The organism is Staphylococcus sp. 510 (genome assembly GCF_057219715.1).
This window is the reverse complement of sequence record NZ_JBXVVK010000013.1, coordinates 19493-37270: the sequence shown is the minus strand read 5'-3', so window position 1 is coordinate 37270 and position 17778 is coordinate 19493. Positions and strand designations below refer to the sequence as shown.

General features: G+C 33.1%; 15 protein-coding genes and 1 riboswitch. Of the genes, 8 read left to right on the top strand and 7 right to left on the bottom strand.

Annotated features, from left to right (window positions below):
* Positions 1-209: 209 nt before the first annotated feature.
* The 4 genes from AC2D8K_RS10305 to AC2D8K_RS10290 form a co-directional block, all read right to left on the bottom strand.
* Entirely contained in the window at positions 210-2723 is a 2514-nt protein-coding gene (locus AC2D8K_RS10305; RefSeq protein WP_484698642.1) for a CDP-glycerol glycerophosphotransferase family protein, read from the bottom strand.
* A gap of 174 nt (positions 2724-2897) precedes the next feature.
* Entirely contained in the window at positions 2898-3767 is an 870-nt protein-coding gene (locus AC2D8K_RS10300) for a hypothetical protein (protein WP_232133765.1), read from the bottom strand.
* 116 nt (positions 3768-3883) lie between these two features.
* Positions 3884-4552, bottom strand: a complete 669-nt coding sequence (locus tag AC2D8K_RS10295) for a hypothetical protein (RefSeq protein ID WP_002451481.1) — start codon at positions 4550-4552, stop codon at positions 3884-3886.
* A gap of 172 nt (positions 4553-4724) precedes the next feature.
* Entirely contained in the window at positions 4725-5132 is a 408-nt protein-coding gene (locus tag AC2D8K_RS10290) for a general stress protein (protein ID WP_484698640.1), read from the bottom strand.
* A 213-nt stretch (positions 5133-5345) separates the two neighbouring features.
* Positions 5346-5448, top strand: a riboswitch (purine riboswitch).
* Positions 5449-5715: 267 nt separating this feature from the next.
* On the opposite strand from AC2D8K_RS10290, the gene xpt reads away from it, so the two are divergent.
* The 6 genes from xpt (at position 5716) to AC2D8K_RS10260 (ending at position 13050) form a co-directional block, all read left to right on the top strand.
* Complete coding sequence (gene xpt, locus AC2D8K_RS10285; protein ID WP_484698637.1) at positions 5716-6294, top strand: xanthine phosphoribosyltransferase; 579 nt, start codon at positions 5716-5718, stop codon at positions 6292-6294.
* A complete protein-coding gene (gene pbuX / locus AC2D8K_RS10280) occupies positions 6294-7562 on the top strand; it encodes a xanthine permease PbuX (protein WP_107533229.1) in 1269 nt (422 codons plus the stop codon). The genes xpt and pbuX overlap by 1 nt, the downstream gene beginning before the upstream one ends.
* A gap of 36 nt (positions 7563-7598) precedes the next feature.
* On the top strand, positions 7599-9065 hold the full coding sequence (gene guaB / locus AC2D8K_RS10275) for an IMP dehydrogenase (protein WP_002451477.1): 1467 nt from the start codon (positions 7599-7601) through the stop codon (positions 9063-9065).
* Positions 9066-9092: 27 nt separating this feature from the next.
* A complete protein-coding gene (gene guaA, locus AC2D8K_RS10270) occupies positions 9093-10634 on the top strand; it encodes a glutamine-hydrolyzing GMP synthase (protein WP_002466433.1) in 1542 nt (513 codons plus the stop codon).
* A gap of 130 nt (positions 10635-10764) precedes the next feature.
* On the top strand, positions 10765-11628 hold the full coding sequence (locus tag AC2D8K_RS10265) for a patatin-like phospholipase family protein (RefSeq protein WP_484698633.1): 864 nt from the start codon (positions 10765-10767) through the stop codon (positions 11626-11628).
* A gap of 222 nt (positions 11629-11850) precedes the next feature.
* Positions 11851-13050 carry a GTP-binding protein gene (locus AC2D8K_RS10260; protein WP_484698631.1) on the top strand — a complete coding sequence of 400 codons (1200 nt, stop codon included), beginning with the start codon at positions 11851-11853 and terminating at the stop codon, positions 13048-13050.
* A 109-nt stretch (positions 13051-13159) separates the two neighbouring features.
* Here AC2D8K_RS10260 and AC2D8K_RS10255 read toward each other — a convergent pair whose 3' ends face one another.
* Positions 13160-14017 (bottom strand): trypsin-like serine peptidase, encoded by an 858-nt coding sequence (locus AC2D8K_RS10255; RefSeq protein WP_484698629.1) that lies wholly within the window; start codon positions 14015-14017, stop codon positions 13160-13162.
* Positions 14018-14609: 592 nt separating this feature from the next.
* On the opposite strand from AC2D8K_RS10255, the gene AC2D8K_RS10250 reads away from it, so the two are divergent.
* Positions 14610-15227 (top strand): CadD family cadmium resistance transporter, encoded by a 618-nt coding sequence (locus tag AC2D8K_RS10250; RefSeq protein WP_002451472.1) that lies wholly within the window; start codon positions 14610-14612, stop codon positions 15225-15227.
* Positions 15228-15429: 202 nt separating this feature from the next.
* Here AC2D8K_RS10250 and AC2D8K_RS10245 read toward each other — a convergent pair whose 3' ends face one another.
* Positions 15430-15498 (bottom strand): hypothetical protein, encoded by a 69-nt coding sequence (locus AC2D8K_RS10245; RefSeq protein WP_219350386.1) that lies wholly within the window; start codon positions 15496-15498, stop codon positions 15430-15432.
* Between the two features lie 65 nt (positions 15499-15563).
* The gene (locus AC2D8K_RS10240) at positions 15564-15632 is read right to left on the bottom strand and encodes a hypothetical protein (RefSeq protein WP_219350386.1); all 69 of its coding nucleotides are present in this window, start codon (positions 15630-15632) and stop codon (positions 15564-15566) included.
* Positions 15633-16286: 654 nt separating this feature from the next.
* On the opposite strand from AC2D8K_RS10240, the gene AC2D8K_RS10235 reads away from it, so the two are divergent.
* Entirely contained in the window at positions 16287-17777 is a 1491-nt protein-coding gene (locus AC2D8K_RS10235) for an NADH dehydrogenase subunit 5 (protein ID WP_484698677.1), read from the top strand.
* Position 17778: the final 1 nt, after the last annotated feature.

Here is a 17778-nt window from a genome sequence, read left to right as displayed (position 1 = left end):
ATATTTTTATAATTCAAGGTTATAAACTTAAAAGGTATATTTTTTATAATTAAAAATGTGTAAAGTATTAAATTGTTTGATCAAATAATACTTATTTGTGGAATGTCAGAAAGAAAATATAAAAAAAAAGGTGTTACACTCCAGATAAAAGAATTGGAATGTAACAACTATATAAAATGGATTAATAGGATGGTCAGTAACGATTTAAGTTAATCTAATAAACTATAAAACTCATCCATGACTGCTTTATTATAAAATTCGACATCAAATGTACTATAGCTAGGTTGTGTTCCTTTAATGAATGTTTCAATACCATTGGCTATATATTGAACCTCATTTTTAACTAGCATGCCATATTTTCCATCTTCTAAAACGTAACGATTTGCAATAATGTCAGACGCTAATACTGGTGTCCCAGCAGATAAAGCTTCCAATATAACCATTGATTGTCCTTCATAATGTGAAGTTAAAGCAAATAAATTAGCACGTTTTAATAAATAAAACGGATTGCGTTGATGGCCTAATAAAAACACATTATGTTCTAGATTTAAATGATTAATCATGTTTACCAATGTTTCTTTTAAAGGTCCATCACCTAGAATATAAAGTCTGATGTGAGGATGTTTTGTCTTTAATTCATGAATTGCTTGAATGAGTAAATCAATACCTTTTTCCGGTGACAATCGACCTATAAAGACAATATTAAAATGACTATGATCAAATGGCGTATTAAATAAGTTACCATCTGAATAAGACACGATAACTTGTTTACCATCTTTATTATAGATTTCACTATTATCATTCATTAGACGTTTGATTTTTGAGTAATTGATTGTATTTCTACAAACATTAAATTTATTTTTGGGGACCGTAGATGAAAATTTTTGTTGATTCACTTTCATTGTTGCTTCAGATACGCTAATTAGTTTGTCAAAACGTTTATAAATACTGAACAATGTTTTTAAATTTTGATAGTGAGGTCGTTTTCCATTAACCGTTCTGTTTTGATCATCTTGCATGTCACTATGCATATAAATATATTTTTTCTTCGCATTGGTAGCTAATACTAAATTTCCCCAGAAAAATGCATATCCACTATAGTCGATAGCGTAATCAAATTGAATATCTCCGAATACTTTTCTCATTTCACGACGATAGAGGTGCTTTGGATGAATAGCTTCTTCAAAGTGATGATATACACCGCGTTGTCTAATAAATTCTACGCGATATAATTCTTTAAAAGAAGTAAGGAAAGGACTACTTCTAAATAGCACTCTAACATTAGCATTTATTTGATTGAGATTATTTTTGAATTCAATACTTTTGTTATTAGTCACCATTAATGTGACGTCGTATTTTTCATAATCAATATTTTCAAGTAAGTTCAACATTGAAGTAGTAATACCGTTGTTCTTTAAACCACCAGGATAAAATAGTAATTTCGTCTTTTGCTTTTCACTATCTGCATGTGGATGGATTGGTTTGAATGAAGTATTAAAGATTGCTTTAATTAATCTTTGACAAGCATTACCGTCATCATATGAACAGAATTGAGATTTAAATTGTTGATAATTTTTATCGTATTGCTTATAGGTTTCGTTTTGAATGCCTTGAACGACATCATTAATGTTTGTATAAACTGGACCAGGAAGTCGCTCATTATCAATATACAATCCACGAGTACGAGCGTATTCATCATGATTAGTTGTGTAAAAAATAATAGGTTTATCAGTGACTAAAAAGTCGAAGAAAATACTTGAGTAATCTGTAATCATTAAATCTACGACTGTTAATAATTGATTAGTATCAAAGGTATTAGGTACAAGATACGGTTTTAAATTGTCTGATTGAGCTATTTTCTTATATACAAAAGGATGTACTTTTAATAACACTTGATAACCTGTTATAGATTCTAATGATTTAACTTCATTATAGATATTGTCTTCTTCTATGATAGGTTTATTTACATCCGTGCCTTGCCAAGTAGGGCAATATAATATTATTTTTTTCTGATTTAAATGTACAAATGTGCTTAATCTTTTTCTAATATCTACTTCTGTTGAATTGATTGTTAAATCAAGACGTGGATAACCTATTTCTAAAAATTCACCTTGATAAATAGGTGATAACTTGAAAGCACGGTTTAAAATAGTTGTTGTGTGCTTGTTTGGCGATATGATGTAATCAGAAATTAAAAAATTACGCATTGTATTTTGCGTTTTGATAAGGGAATGAGGAATATCTAATCCCATATGTTTTAAAGGTGTGCCGTGCCACGTGTTGATATATACTTGGTTTTCTTTTTTCGTAAAATACGCTGGAAATGTAGCATTATTTATAAGGTATTTACAAGTGGTCAATGCTTTTAGATACGATTTTGATTCTTTAATGACAAATGATACATGGGATAAATGTTGAAATTGTTTACGATAATGTTGAGCCGTACTTTCAGAATCTACAACCCATGTATGATGTAGGTGTTGATATGCCTTATGACGCGTTAAATATAAAAAAATGGCGTAAGGACTATCGGTCATGCTTTTGCCATCGGTTACTTGATAAAGTATATGTGAAGGATTAACTTTATTTTTTTCATAATAATGTGCATATGTCATCACTTTTTTGAAGTAAGGAGATTTATTAAACGCTTTAATTGGTTTAGTTAAAAAGGAGGTTTTTCTTTTAAACTGATTTTTGATTAATGATTGTGTCGCTTTTCTCATAGTGTGTCAGTCCTTTGTTGTGATATAGCGTAAAACATTTATATATATTTGTTATTATATATTATAACATCATTATAAGAATTGGAGTAAGATATTGATATAAAAAAGGCGAAGCACCGGTTGAGACTTAAAGTGATACACTTTTGTCTTAACCGATACCCCACCTTATATTTACTATAAGTTAAATAATCTTGCGAAAAAGCCTTTTTTCTCTTCCTTAGGTTCTGGATGGCCTAGAGGAGATGATTGTGACTCAGTATGATTATTTGTATTTGTAACTTGAGACTCTGAAGTAGTGTGTGATGTTGTTTCTGATAGTGATGTTGATTGTTCAGATGTACTTAGTGAGGTGCTCTCACTTTTAGTCGCTTCGTCAACATTACTCAAACTATTTGAATGATGAGATGTTGAAGTAGAAGTAGATGCTACTGAATTACTTTCACTTGATGAAGGTGAAGTAGATTGTTTAGGTTGGTGACTTTGGCTTGACTGATGACTTGCACTTGATTCAGAAGCGATAGCTTGTTGTTCATCTAACTTTTTAGTATGAGACTGCTGTGTTGACTGGATTGCATCTTGAGTTGTTTGAATCGCTTTTAATGATTCAGTATTCGCATCAATCTTAGATGTGATTTGATTTTGTAACTCTTTAAGTTCCTGTTGTTGATGGTGCACTTGACTAATCATTTGACCTAACATTTGACGTTCTTCACGCATTTTTTGAATTTCACTACGTAAGTCTTCAACAAGTTGTGAAATATTCTGATCAGTAGGTAATTGACTATTATCTTCTTTTACTAATACTTGCAGGAAGTCTTTTTCCTTTTCAAGTTCTTCAAATGCTAAATCATAGCTATTCGTTTGTTTTACTTTATCTGCGATATCTTTAAATAATTCGATATCTTCTTCTTTAAAATCAGTAGCTTCACGTCCACGGTACTCTGTCTTACTAAGTTGATAGCCACGTTCTTCTAAATGTTGGACGATTTTACGGACTTGTTTTTCACTTAGCTCGACGCGTTGTGCGAATTCTTTAGTTAACATTAATAAAGTCCTTTCATATATGGTTTATGTATACTGACGTTTGTCTTCGGTTAGTGAAACGTCAGTCTTACCTTATATGATAGTTTACCGTTAATCATAGTTGATTTCAAGTCATGTTACAGTGGACTTCTTAAATTCATTTGTTCTAGTAGAGGGTATATAATCTCTCTTGAAATGCCATTAGCAAAGACATATTTCAAAATATAATTAGACTTCACACTTGTACCATAAATATCTTTAGATAAGACAATATTGGCTTTGATAAATAAGTCGATGTCTTTAGGGTTATCGTCGGTTGTATAATTGGGATGGATATAATCAATTTCACTTTGTTTTTCAAATTGATGTTCATAGAGAAACTGTCGACGACGCTCAAGCACTTTGTTTGTTTCTTCATCAGTTGTTAAGGGTTCTTTAGGCACTTCCATCATTATAAAGTTAATGTTTCTATCATGAATTTCATTAGCGTAGACATTGAGTTGTTCCTCGATTTTATCTAGGGTCATAGACATGACTTCGTCATGATTATCTTTATTTTTGGTGATAAGATATATAAGGAAAGCGGAATTAGTAGTCGCTTCATAATGTGCTGTTGCCATGCTAATCACTTCATTGTTCTCAATACCAACGATAAAGGCATAATCCTTTTCGGTTTTATTGTTTTCTAATGATTGTTTGAAAATATGGCTGTCTTCGGTAAGACTAATATCTAACTTTGAGTCATAAATTTGTAATGCTTCTTTGAAAAATGGATCTTTAACAGACGTTATTGCTTTAAATTCCATCACGGCACCCCCAAAAATATATTTTTTAAATTATAGCATAAGTTTATTTCTATAAATGGATAAATTAATATAGTGACGTTTATGATAGTAAAGTAAAACACCACAACTTAAACGGCTTAGCGTACAAGTTATGGTGTTCTTTTTATATCCATTTCATTTTGACGGGATTGTTTTAAGCTTTTGGGCCTTTAGATTCAGCAGCATAATGTGTAATATCAAGTTCTTCATAGGCTGCATTATTTTCTTCTACTTCATTATGAGAACTACGGTCGCGTCTTGCAACAACTAAAATTTTGTTGTCTAGAATATCTTGCTTATGATTTTCAATTTCTTCATCAGTTAAATCGTATCTAGTAAGAACAGCTTGTTCGCCATCTTCACCGATAAGTAATCTAGACATACGGTCACTAAATGATCCGCCAGTAGCGATTAAACTAACTTGAGAGTCATGTAAATCATCTAAATATAATTTTGAACGACTGATAACCGCAAGTTCACTTTCTAAATAGCCTTCAGATTTCTTTTGGTTAATTACGTTGTATAATTCAGATTTGTCTTTTACTACTGTAATTTCTGCCATGATTATCGCCCCTTATATTTTCTCTACTTTCAAAATCTATACCCTTACCATTTAATTATAAAACTTTTGTTTATATAAATATATAATTTTACTGCTTTATCTACCTAATTTAATTTTAAATTATATGTCAAACGCTTTCAGTATAAAATACTGTTAATTCAACGATGATCGTATTTAATAGTTATTGAAAAAGTAGCTAAAATTTGCTATCATCATAAAATAATTTATATGACTCATATAATCTGAAGAATATGGCTTTAGAAGTTTCTACCATGTCGCCTTGAACGACATGACTATGGGTAACAATTCAATACTTAGGAGCAGTTTAAATCGTTCAAACAACACGAAGGACTAGTGTAATGTGTCATCGATATAAGTTTCTTTAAATGACTTACAAAGGAACCACTGTATCTAAATGTATACATTTTTAATTATCGATTAATTTGGCGTATCTACTTCTTTATTTGCAATTATACGCAATGTATTGCACGTTCCCTCATAGATCCTGAAACTTATTAAAAGTTTGGGGATTTTTTTGTATCAACAAGTCTATGGATTACATAATATTGAGGAGGTTTTCTGGGTGGAGTCGTTAGGACGTAAAGTAAAAGAAGATGGTGTAGTCATCGATGAAAAGGTATTAAAGGTAGATGGATTTTTAAATCATCAAATTGATGCAAAGTTAATGAATGAAGTAGGGCAAACATTCTTTGATCAATTCAAGAATGAAGGTATTACAAAGATATTAACTATTGAAGCATCTGGTATTGCTCCAGCAATAATGGCAGCATTCCATTTTGATGTACCTTGCTTATTTGCTAAAAAGGCTAAGCCAAGTACTTTAAAGGATGGATTCTACCAAACAGATATTCATTCCTTTACTAAAAATAAAACAAGCACAGTCATTGTTTCTGAAGAATTTCTTGGGGAAGACGATACTGTCTTAATTATTGATGATTTCTTAGCAAATGGCGATGCTTCTCTTGGTTTGAACGATATTGTTCAACAAGCTAACGCTAAAACAGCAGGTGTTGGTATCGTTGTTGAGAAAAGCTTCCAAAATGGTAGACAAAGACTCGAAGCAGAAGGTCTAAACGTATCATCTTTATGTAAAGTAGCATCATTAAAAGGTAATAAAGTGACGTTATTGGGTGAAAATTAATGAAAAATTTCATTCTTAGTATTCAACATTTATTAGCGATGTATGCCGGAGCGATTTTAGTTCCTATTATCGTAGGAACAAGTTTGAAATTCACACCAGAAGAGATTGCATATTTAGTAACAGTTGATATTTTTATGTGTGGTATAGCGACATTCTTACAAGTGAACAAAGTTACAGGTACCGGATTACCAATTGTATTGGGGTGTACATTTACAGCGGTAGCACCCATGATTTTAATTGGACAGACAAAAGGACTTGGCGTATTATATGGTTCATTATTTTTATCAGGTATTTTAGTAATTATCATCGCACCATTCTTCTCTCATTTAGTTAAGTTCTTTCCACCAGTCGTGACAGGAAGTGTTGTGACGATTATTGGTATCAATTTAATGCCAGTGGCAATGAATTATTTAGCTGGTGGAGAAGGTGCTAAAAACTATGGTGATCCAAAGAATTTAGTATTAGGTGGGGTGACACTCATTGTGATACTGATTTTACAACGGTTTACGACAGGATTTTTAAAATCAATCGCAATTTTAATTGGATTAATTATTGGGACAGTGTTAGCAGCAATATTTGGTCTTGTAGATATTAAGCAAGTAGGTGAAGCGCACTGGGTAGGCATTCCTGTGCCGTTCCGTTTTTCAGGCTTTGGTTTTGATGTAGGCGCAACTTTAGTGTTCTTTATTGTCGCTATAGTGAGTTTGATCGAATCTACTGGTGTCTATCACGCATTAAGTGAGATTACTGGGAAGAGATTAGAGCGAAAAGATTTTCGAAAAGGTTACACTGCGGAAGGTCTTGCGATTGTGATTGGGTCATTATTTAATGCTTTCCCTTATACAGCATATTCACAGAATGTTGGTTTAGTATCTTTATCAGGTGCTAAGAAAAATAAAGTGATTTATGGCATGGTGATTTTATTACTGATATGCGGCTGTATTCCTAAACTAGGTGCCTTAGCTAATATCATTCCATTACCAGTTTTAGGTGGTGCGATGATAGCGATGTTTGGTATGGTAATGGCATACGGTGTTAGTATTTTAGGTAATATTAACTTTGCCAACCAAAATAACTTATTAATTATAGCAGTGTCTGTAGGTTTAGGTACTGGTATTAGTGCCGTACCTCAAGCGTTTAAAGGTTTAGGGGAACAATTTGCATGGTTAACTCAAAATGGTATCGTGTTAGGCGCTATCTCTGCAATTATCTTAAATTTCTTTTTTAATGGTATAAACTATAAACAAAGTGAAGAAAATGTGAAATAATAGAACAAACTATATAATATTGGAGGCTGTTTTTAAATGTGGGAAAATAAGTTTGCTAAAGAGTCATTAACATTCGATGATGTATTATTAATTCCAGCTCAATCAGACGTGTTACCAAGTGATGTTGATTTGAGTGTTCGCTTGTCAGATAAAATTAAATTAAACATCCCGGTTATTTCTGCGGGTATGGATACAGTTACAGAATCTAAAATGGCTATTGCGATGGCAAGACAAGGTGGACTAGGCGTTATCCATAAAAACATGGGTATCGAAGAACAAGCTGACGAAGTACAAAAGGTAAAACGCTCAGAGAATGGTGTTATTAGTAATCCGTTTTATTTAACACCTGATGAAAGCGTATATGAAGCAGAAGCTTTAATGGGTAAATATCGTATTTCAGGTGTGCCAATCGTAAATAATTTAGATGACAGAGAGTTAGTAGGTATTTTAACTAATCGTGACTTACGTTTTATTGAAGATTTTTCAATTAAAATCTCAGATGTTATGACAAAAGAAGATTTAATCACAGCTCCAGTAGGTACGACTTTAGACGAAGCAGAAGCAATTTTACAAGAACATAAAATTGAAAAGCTACCTCTAGTAAAAAATGGTCGTTTAGAAGGATTAATTACTATTAAAGATATTGAAAAAGTGCTTGAATTCCCATATGCGGCTAAAGATGCTAATGGTCGATTACTAGCAGCGGCAGCAATCGGTATTTCTAAAGATACTGACATTAGAGCAGAAAAATTAGTTGAAGCAGGTGTGGATGCACTTGTTATCGATACAGCACATGGTCACTCAAAAGGTGTTATTGAACAAGTTAAACATATTAAAAATAAATTCCCTGAAATTACATTAGTAGCAGGTAATGTTGCGACTGCAGAAGCGACAAAAGATTTATTTGAAGCGGGTGCAGATGTTGTTAAAGTTGGTATCGGTCCAGGTTCAATTTGTACAACACGTGTTGTTGCAGGTGTAGGTGTACCACAAATCACAGCTGTTTACGATTGTGCAACTGAGGCACGTAAACATGGTAAAGCGATTATTGCTGATGGTGGTATTAAGTTCTCAGGTGATATTATTAAAGCGTTAGCAGCTGGTGGACATGCTGTTATGTTAGGTAGTCTATTAGCAGGTACTGAAGAAAGCCCAGGCGCAACTGAAGTATTCCAAGGTAGACAATACAAAGTATACCGTGGCATGGGTTCATTAGGTGCAATGGAAAGAGGTTCAAACGACCGTTACTTCCAAGAAGACAAAACACCTAAGAAATTTGTACCCGAAGGTATTGAAGGACGTACAGCTTACAAAGGGCCTTTACAAGATACAATTTATCAACTTATGGGCGGTGTAAGATCAGGTATGGGTTACACTGGTTCTAAAGATTTAGAAACGTTACGAGAAGAAGCACAATTTACACGTATGGGACCTGCTGGTTTAGCAGAAAGTCACCCACATAATGTTCAAATTACTAAAGAATCACCAAACTATTCATTCTAACTATAGATTTAAAGGAGAACGACAATTATGGAAATGGCGAAAGAGCAAGAGTTGATTCTTGTCCTAGACTTTGGTAGCCAATACAATCAATTAATCACAAGACGTATACGTGAAATGGGTGTATATAGCGAATTGCACGACCATGAAATTTCTATAGAAGAAATTAAACGTATGAATCCTAAAGGTATTATATTATCTGGGGGTCCTAATTCAGTTTATGAAGAAGGTTCATTCACTATTGATCCAGAAATTTATAATTTAGGTATCCCTGTATTAGGTATTTGTTATGGAATGCAACTAACGACTAAATTATTAGGCGGAAAAGTGGAACGTGCTAATGAGCGTGAGTATGGTAAAGCAATTATTAATGCAAAATCTGACGAGTTATTCTTCGGTTTACCATCAGAACAAACTGTATGGATGAGCCACTCAGATAAAGTCATTGAAATTCCAGAAGGCTTTGAAGTGATTGCAGATAGTCCAAGTACAAACTATGCTGCTATTGAAGATAAATCACGTCGTATCTACGGCGTACAATTCCATCCAGAAGTACGTCATACGGAATACGGTAATGATCTTTTAAGAAACTTTGTTCGCCGTGTTTGTAATTGTACAGGCGAATGGACAATGGAAAACTTTATCGAAATTGAAATCGAAAAAATTCGTGAACGTGTAGGAGACCGTAAAGTATTATGTGCGATGAGTGGTGGCGTTGATTCATCTGTAGTAGCGGTACTATTACACAAAGCAATAGGTGATCAATTGACTTGTATCTTTGTTGACCATGGATTACTTCGTAAAGGTGAAGGCGACATGGTTATGGAACAATTCGGTGAAGGTTTCAACATGAATATTATTCGTGTGAATGCACAAGATCGTTTCATGAAAAAATTAGCTGGTGTATCAGATCCAGAACAGAAACGTAAAATTATTGGTAATGAATTCGTTTATGTATTTGATGACGAAGCATCTAAGTTAAAGGGTGTAGACTTCTTAGCCCAAGGAACGCTTTATACAGATGTGATTGAATCAGGTACAAAAACAGCTCAAACAATTAAATCTCACCATAATGTGGGTGGTTTACCAGAAGATATGGAATTTGAACTTATCGAACCGATTAATACGTTATTCAAAGATGAAGTACGTGCATTAGGTATCGAATTAGGTATTCCTGAGCATTTAGTATGGAGACAACCATTCCCAGGCCCTGGTTTAGGTATCCGAGTGCTTGGTGAAATTACGGAAGATAAATTAGAAATCGTACGAGAATCAGATGCGATTTTAAGAGAAGTAGTGCGAGAAGAAGGTCTTGAAAGAGACATTTGGCAATATTTCACTGTATTACCAGGCATTCAATCTGTAGGTGTTATGGGAGACTACCGTACATATGATCACACTGTCGGTATCCGTGCTGTAACATCAATTGATGGCATGACAAGTGACTTTGCGCGTATCGATTGGGAAGTCTTACAGAAGATTTCAAGTCGAATCGTTAATGAAGTGGATCACGTTAACCGCGTTGTCTATGATATTACCTCTAAGCCACCTAGTACAATAGAATGGGAATAAGATACTATGATATAGTCCTCAACCGTATAGGTTAGAGGACTTTTTTATACTACAACGCTTAAAAATTTATCTACATATAATTACCAGTTACAATTGTAAGCGAATATAAAAGATAAAGAGGTTAATTCATATGAATTCAAAAGTAGCATTAGCATTAAGTGGTGGCGGTCATTATGGTATCGCATTTCACATTGGATATTTAAAAGGTTTATTTGACAAAGGACTCGATTTAAGAACTGTGGATTATATCATTGGTACATCTGCAGGGTCTCAAGTAAGTACAACGATATCGTCGATGATTGATTGGGATACAATTTGGCAGGAACAAATTATTGAAAAGGTTAATGAAACAACACCTATTTCTGATAAAGAAATGGGAGAATTATTCCAAGCGTTTGATCAATTAGCGAAAGAAAGTAAATCAACTAAGGCTTGGGTTGATGGTATGGGAGAAATCTCTAAAAATACTCAGCCCAATGTATCACTAGACGCACGTCGTGATATGATTAGACATCGTTTAGGTAGTGTGCCGTTAGAATGGAATGACAAACTAAATATTGTCGCAACAGAATTAGAGACATCTGAACGTAAAGTATTTAATGCACAATCTGGTGTAGCATTAATAGATGCACTAGCAGCGAGTTCTGCGTTACAAGGCGTATGGCAACCGATTCCAATTAGTGGATACCACTATTATGATGGTGGGTCTTATTCAATGGAAAATCCGGATGTCGTTGATGATGTAGATAAAGTGATTATGTTAACTACTAACTTACCAATTGAAACACCATATGCGCTTGATCAACTCGTAGAACAAATGAAAGCTGATGGGAAAGATATTTATGTTGTAAAACCTAGTGACGAAGTGGTGTCAATTTTACAAGCTTATCAATATAATACTGTGAATGCTGATATGAGAGAAGAAATTGCACAAGCAGCCATTAAACAAGGTGCTGCAGATTATGAACAATTAAAGTCTTTTTTAAACACATAGATGAATTGATATAATATATTATTCTTTGTATTGAAAGGTATAGTTAAAAGTATTTAGGGGAGTTAAACATCCTAGATGCTTAAGACTATGCCTTTTATATTTGTAAAAATAATATGATGAATAGTCCTATTAAGATAAAAATCGTTATTGATAAATCGGAATTAATCCGATAAAATGTAAAACGTAATAATTACTATTTGAAAATAAGAGAGGGCGTATATTATGGCTAAAATTCCAGTAACTGTATTAAGTGGATATTTAGGTTCTGGTAAGACGACGTTATTAAATCATATTTTACAAAACAGAGAAGGACGACGTATCGCAGTTATTGTAAATGATATGAGTGAAGTTAATATTGATAAAGACTTAGTGGCAGAAGGCGGGGGCTTGTCACGTACGGATGAAAAATTAGTAGAGTTATCTAATGGTTGCATCTGTTGTACATTAAGAGATGATTTACTCAAAGAAGTTGAACGTATTGTTAAAAAAGGTAGCATCGATCAAATTGTTATAGAATCTACAGGTATTTCTGAACCTGTACCAGTGGCTCAGACATTTTCATATATAGATGAAGAATTAGGTATTGATTTAACAGCGATTTGTAGGTTAGATACGATGGTTACAGTTGTCGACGCAAATCGATTTATCAATGATATCAATTCAGAAGATTTATTAATGGATCGTGATCAAAGTGTAAGTGATGAAGATGAAAGAACGATTGCTGATTTACTGATTGACCAAGTTGAATTTTGTGATGTAATGATTATTAATAAAACAGATTTAGTTTCCGAAAAAGAATTGGGACGTTTAGAACAATTCTTAACTACATTACAACCGGATGCTAAGATCATTAAAACAGTTAATTCAGAAGTCGATTTAAAAGAAGTATTGAATACACAGCGTTTTGATTTTGAAAAGGCGAGTGAGTCTGCAGGGTGGATTAAAGAATTAACAGAAGGTGGACATGCTGAACATACACCAGAAACAGAAGAGTATGGGATTTCTTCATTTGTATATCGCCGTCGACTTCCATTTCATGCTGAAAGATTTAATGCATGGTTAAAACAAATGCCAGATAATATTGTAAGGGCCAAAGGTATTGTTTGGTTAGCGCAATATAATCATGTCGCTTGCCTGTTATCACAAGCAGGATCATCATGTTCGATTCATCCAGTGACGTATTGGGTAGCAAGTATGTCAAAGGCTCAACAGGAGAGTATTCTGGAAGAACGTCCTGATGTTGCTGAAGAATGGGATATAGAATATGGAGATAGACATACACAATTTGTGATTATTGGGACAGATTTAGAGAAAGAAGAGATTGTTAAATCACTAGATCAGTGTTTATTAGATAGTTGTGAAATCGATGCGGATTGGTCACAATTTTCAGACCCATATCATTGGACTATCACACAACAATAATTACAATGGATGAATCAAAAAGTTTCACGTGAAAAAAACATATAAAAATAAAGGTACGCAATGATACTACTTTAAATGATAATTGTAGTGATTTGCGTACCTTTTGATATTATTTAATATTATCTTTTACAAATTGACCTGCTTTACCTTTAAAAGATTCACCGCCAGCCATCTCTTGTTTGGCATATTTGTCAGTAGAATTGTTCCATAAATTATAACCATAAGTACGTAGACCATAAATTTTTGAATATTTACTATCTAACATTGGAGAACCTGAGGCACCTGCTCTAAAGATATCTTTAGTCATTATTTCAGTACCATTGGCTGAAAATTGTGTGAGTCTTAATTGACTGTAATAGGCTTTCGTATTATCACCATTTTGCCAAGGGTAGCCTAGTGAATAAAGTGGTGTATTAAATTTTAGACTATTGATTTCTTTATCTGATGCGATACGAATAGGCTTAGCATATTTAGACATTTTTTCTTTAGTATGTACAATAGCAATATCATAATGCGGTAGTTTTTTAACATTAGATGCATGGAATTTGTATGGGATATGCTTGCCGTCACGATTCATTGCGAAAGTAATATATTTAGCGGAAGCAGCTTTTCCATTTTTATCATCGATGACATGTGCATTGGTAATTAAAGTATGATCACCAATTACAGTGCCTGTTCCCATCGAATCCTTACCTTTCCCTTTATGACCGTTCATGTTAGATACACGACCAATGGCTTTTAAATTATTTTGATTCGCTTTCGTATAATGTTGAATGCTAATCGAACTTTTACTAATTTTTTTAGCTTTTTGATATGCTTGTTGATCTGAAGGATAATTTAATCCATCACGATAGTAATAATCTGTGTCTGCATGTGCCTGGTTTGACAGTGTGGCTGTTGTAGACATTGCAAGTGAAGCGATTAATGTACTACAAATCATTGTTTTAATTGGTTTGAAATATGGCAAAATATAAATCCCCTTTGTGATTGGTTAGTATGAAATCATTTAAAATATGTGTTTATCCATTTTTAAACTTTGTTATCCCCAATTATATGCGAAATAAGTTGTATTACAATAGAAAACGCAAATCTTTTTATAATTATTTAATGATATTAATAGAATGATTATTTGTTAATTTTAGGATAAAGGTTCAAATATTAATCCTTTCAACTATAGTGCCCATCTACATGTTTATATATCAAAAATATGGTGTTACCAAATAATTTCACGAAATATCTATATCTTTTCTTATATAGATATGATAATTTTTATTATAAAGAAAAATCATTTTATCCAATGAGAGGTTAGAATAAAGCTCCTCAAGGTTTCATTAGACCTTAACGATGTGTTAAACGTTACATTTAAACTAGATGCTTCTAAAAATTTGACGTATTGTGAGCTAATCGGGGAAATCCTGATATCGAGATGTCACATTTTTCTTATAAAGTGGGGGCGTTTCTTTTTGTTCTAATCTCTTTTTTATGTCATCTATCATAGATTTTAAAAAAATAAACAGAGATGATGTACAATAGCTATGTATAGATGGAGTGTGATATGGATGCTTTCAATTATATTTACAGCGATAGTTTTATACACGGCAACTGCCATAGATTTGTTAGTCATTTTATTAATTTATTTCGCTAGAGCACATACTAAAAAGGAATATCGAGATATTTATATAGGCCAATTTTTAGGATCGATGACGTTAATTATTATTAGTTTATTTTTTGCTTTTGTATTACACTATGTTCCTGAAAAATGGATGCTTGGATTATTAGGTTTAATACCCATTTATTTGGGCATTAAAGTTGCTATTTTTGATGATTGTGAAGGAGAAAAAAGAGCAAAAGATGCTTTAAATGATAAGGGTTTGTCAAAATTAGTGGGGATTGTTGCTCTGGTAACGATAGCAAGTTGTGGTGCAGATAATATTGGTTTGTTTGTACCTTACTTTGTGTCTTTAAATTTCAGTCAGCTTATTGTGACGCTCATTGTATTCGTGATTCTTATTTTTGTACTTATTTATACAGCACAACGGTTAGCCGATATTAAGGATATTGGAGAAATCGTTGAAAAATTTAATCGTTGGATTATGGCAGTTGTTTATATAGCTCTCGGAATCTTTATTATAGTTGAAAATGATACGCTAACTACACTATTTCATTTTATATTTTAACTATGCAATAGATGCTCTCGACCAAAAATAAAAGAGGTGGGAATAAGTCCCACCTCTTTTATGTATCATGATTTATTATTTGAAGAAACCAAGGATTGTTTTGATGATTGAAATGATGCTTGTTACGATTTCCATGATTTAGTCCTCCATTTCTATCAATTGTAGTTTATTTTGGGTTTGTACAAGTTTTGAAGTCATCTTATTATTTGTTGCCTTTAACAAGGTCGATGATTGTTTTAACTAAAGAAATGATACCTGAAATGATTCCCATGATAATATCCCTCCAATTCAAATTTTTAGTGAAATCTAGGTTTGTGTAGCAAGTAATAAGGTGAATTATTTGTTACCTTTAACAAGGTCGATGATTGTTTTAACTAAAGAAATAATACCTGAAATGATTCCCATGATAATTACCTCCCTCGATTGATTTGTTAATTACATTGTAACGAGGATATTCAGTAGATATGGTGAAATTTCCTAACTCGTATGTTAGAGGTCATAAGTGGTTCGTTTATATGAAAACAGTACAGTCTTTCATGCCTAAGTGTGTACTGTGTTGGAATCGTTTACATTCACTTTACAAAGTTGTTTTAAAGTTGTAATATAATGACTTTTTTAGAGAAAAGTCTCTTGATTTGTATGAAGTTTGACATAATAAATAGAATCAACTATATTTATATTGTTATGCTCAAAAGTAAAATTAAGCCTTAGCTAGCGATGTATGCTAATTATTTTTTAAGTGTATGTCGAAAGACAAGGAGTAATTAACGTTTGAACGGATATATTGATAAGCAGGTAGCTTTTTAAATGGAAATAGAATCAATCAAGTAAATGAAGGATTTTAACATAGATAGTACATTAAGATACATACTTTTTAGATAGAGAATGTATGCTTTAGTATTGAATGTTGAAATCTTAATGATAATATTTCAAGTTAAAATGAAGCCTACAGTAGCAAGTTTCTCATATGTAAAAATTGGGGAAGTGACTATTGTAGGCTTTTTATTATACATAAATTTAAATGATCGAATCTTTATCAAGGAGGTATCTAGAGTCAGTATGAGTGTACTCTTAATTTTGTTTCTTATTACACTGTTGCTAGCAATGATTAGCGGATTAATATTTTTATCTGCTTCGATTCCTACGCAATATATCAAGATACATATGTATATTATTGTTTTACCAATCATAGTAGGCCTAATTGGATTATTTACAGTAAATAATCCAATAATCATCGGACCTTTTACGTTAGATAAATTAGCGTGGTTAATGGGAAGTTTTATTTTAATATTAGGGTTTATTATACAAAAGTTTTGTGTACGTTATTTGCTTGGTGATAAAAACTATCGACAATACTTTCCGCTGTTTACACTCATCACTGTATTTGCGTCTGTCGCTTGGTTAAGTGGGGATCTAAGACTAATGGTTTTAAGTTGGGGTGCAACGTTGTTGTGTCTGACTTTATTAATCAGGATCAATCGATTCTGGAAAGTGCCGCATGAAGCGGCGAAAATTTCAGCTAAACTGTTTATCGTTGGATGGTTATCACTAGTGATTGCCGTGCTATTGTTATTTGTTTCAACTGGTCATTGGTATATCGACGCAGTAGCTGTTGATTATAGTCACCTGTCTTTTGGTATGAAATTGATTATTGATTTATTTATTGTGCTTGCTGTGATTATCCCAGCGGCTCAATTTCCCTTCCAAAGTTGGTTGATAGAATCTGTTGCGGCGCCTACACCTGTATCAGCAATTATGCATGCAGGTATTGTAAACGCTGGGGGTATTATATTAACACGCTTCTCTCCAGTATTTGACAACCCAATCGCGATTACAGTGTTGTTATTCATCGCGAGTGTGTCTGTATTGTTAGGTTCAGGGATAAGCCTTGTTCATGTTGACTACAAACGTCAACTTGTTGGGTCGACGATGAGTCAAATGGGCTTTATGTTAGTGCAATGTGCATTAGGTGCATATTCAGCAGCTATTATACATCTAGTATTGCACGGTGTATTTAAAGCTACATTATTTTTACAATCTGGTTCTGTTGTGGGTAGATTTAATATTCCTACACCACTCACAGCTAAGCAATCATATAGTTGGATTGTACTTGGCAGATTGTTAGCGGTAGTGATTGCATTTGCTTTCTGGTTCAATAGTGATCATAGCGCATATGAATTAATTAGTGCACTTATTTTAGCATGGTCATTAATGGTGTCATGGAATCAACTCGTTGCATTTAGTAAATCTGCAATGGGCAAAGTAATTGGTATCGGCATGATTGTTATTGTTGCCTTAGTGTATATCGTGACACATCATTTCTTTAATTATTTATTAAACACAGTGTATATTAGTGTGACACATCCCCCATTACTAAGCAGTATATTAAGTATTGGCATCATTGTATTTGGAAGTATTCTAAGTATTTGGGTAGCACGTCATCGAAATTCACACACCTTTGCTGTGTTGTATTTATGGCTAGTTAAATTGGGTGAAGCTAAATCTGCATCCATTGAAAGCCATCCGAATTATTTGAAAAAGTATTTATAAA

Coding starts and splice junctions, on each gene's coding strand:
- AC2D8K_RS10265 (WP_484698633.1), top strand. CDS start 10,765: ATGAATTCAAAAGTAGCATTAGCATTAAGTGGTGGCGGTCATTATGGT.
- AC2D8K_RS10300 (WP_232133765.1), bottom strand. CDS start 3,767: ATGTTAACTAAAGAATTCGCACAACGCGTCGAGCTAAGTGAAAAACAA.
- guaA (WP_002466433.1), top strand. CDS start 9,093: ATGGAAATGGCGAAAGAGCAAGAGTTGATTCTTGTCCTAGACTTTGGT.
- AC2D8K_RS10295 (WP_002451481.1), bottom strand. CDS start 4,552: ATGGAATTTAAAGCAATAACGTCTGTTAAAGATCCATTTTTCAAAGAA.
- AC2D8K_RS10305 (WP_484698642.1), bottom strand. CDS start 2,723: ATGAGAAAAGCGACACAATCATTAATCAAAAATCAGTTTAAAAGAAAA.
- AC2D8K_RS10290 (WP_484698640.1), bottom strand. CDS start 5,132: ATGGCAGAAATTACAGTAGTAAAAGACAAATCTGAATTATACAACGTA.
- AC2D8K_RS10260 (WP_484698631.1), top strand. CDS start 11,851: ATGGCTAAAATTCCAGTAACTGTATTAAGTGGATATTTAGGTTCTGGT.
- AC2D8K_RS10250 (WP_002451472.1), top strand. CDS start 14,610: ATGCTTTCAATTATATTTACAGCGATAGTTTTATACACGGCAACTGCC.
- pbuX (WP_107533229.1), top strand. CDS start 6,294: ATGAAAAATTTCATTCTTAGTATTCAACATTTATTAGCGATGTATGCC.
- guaB (WP_002451477.1), top strand. CDS start 7,599: ATGTGGGAAAATAAGTTTGCTAAAGAGTCATTAACATTCGATGATGTA.
- AC2D8K_RS10235 (WP_484698677.1), top strand. CDS start 16,287: ATGAGTGTACTCTTAATTTTGTTTCTTATTACACTGTTGCTAGCAATG.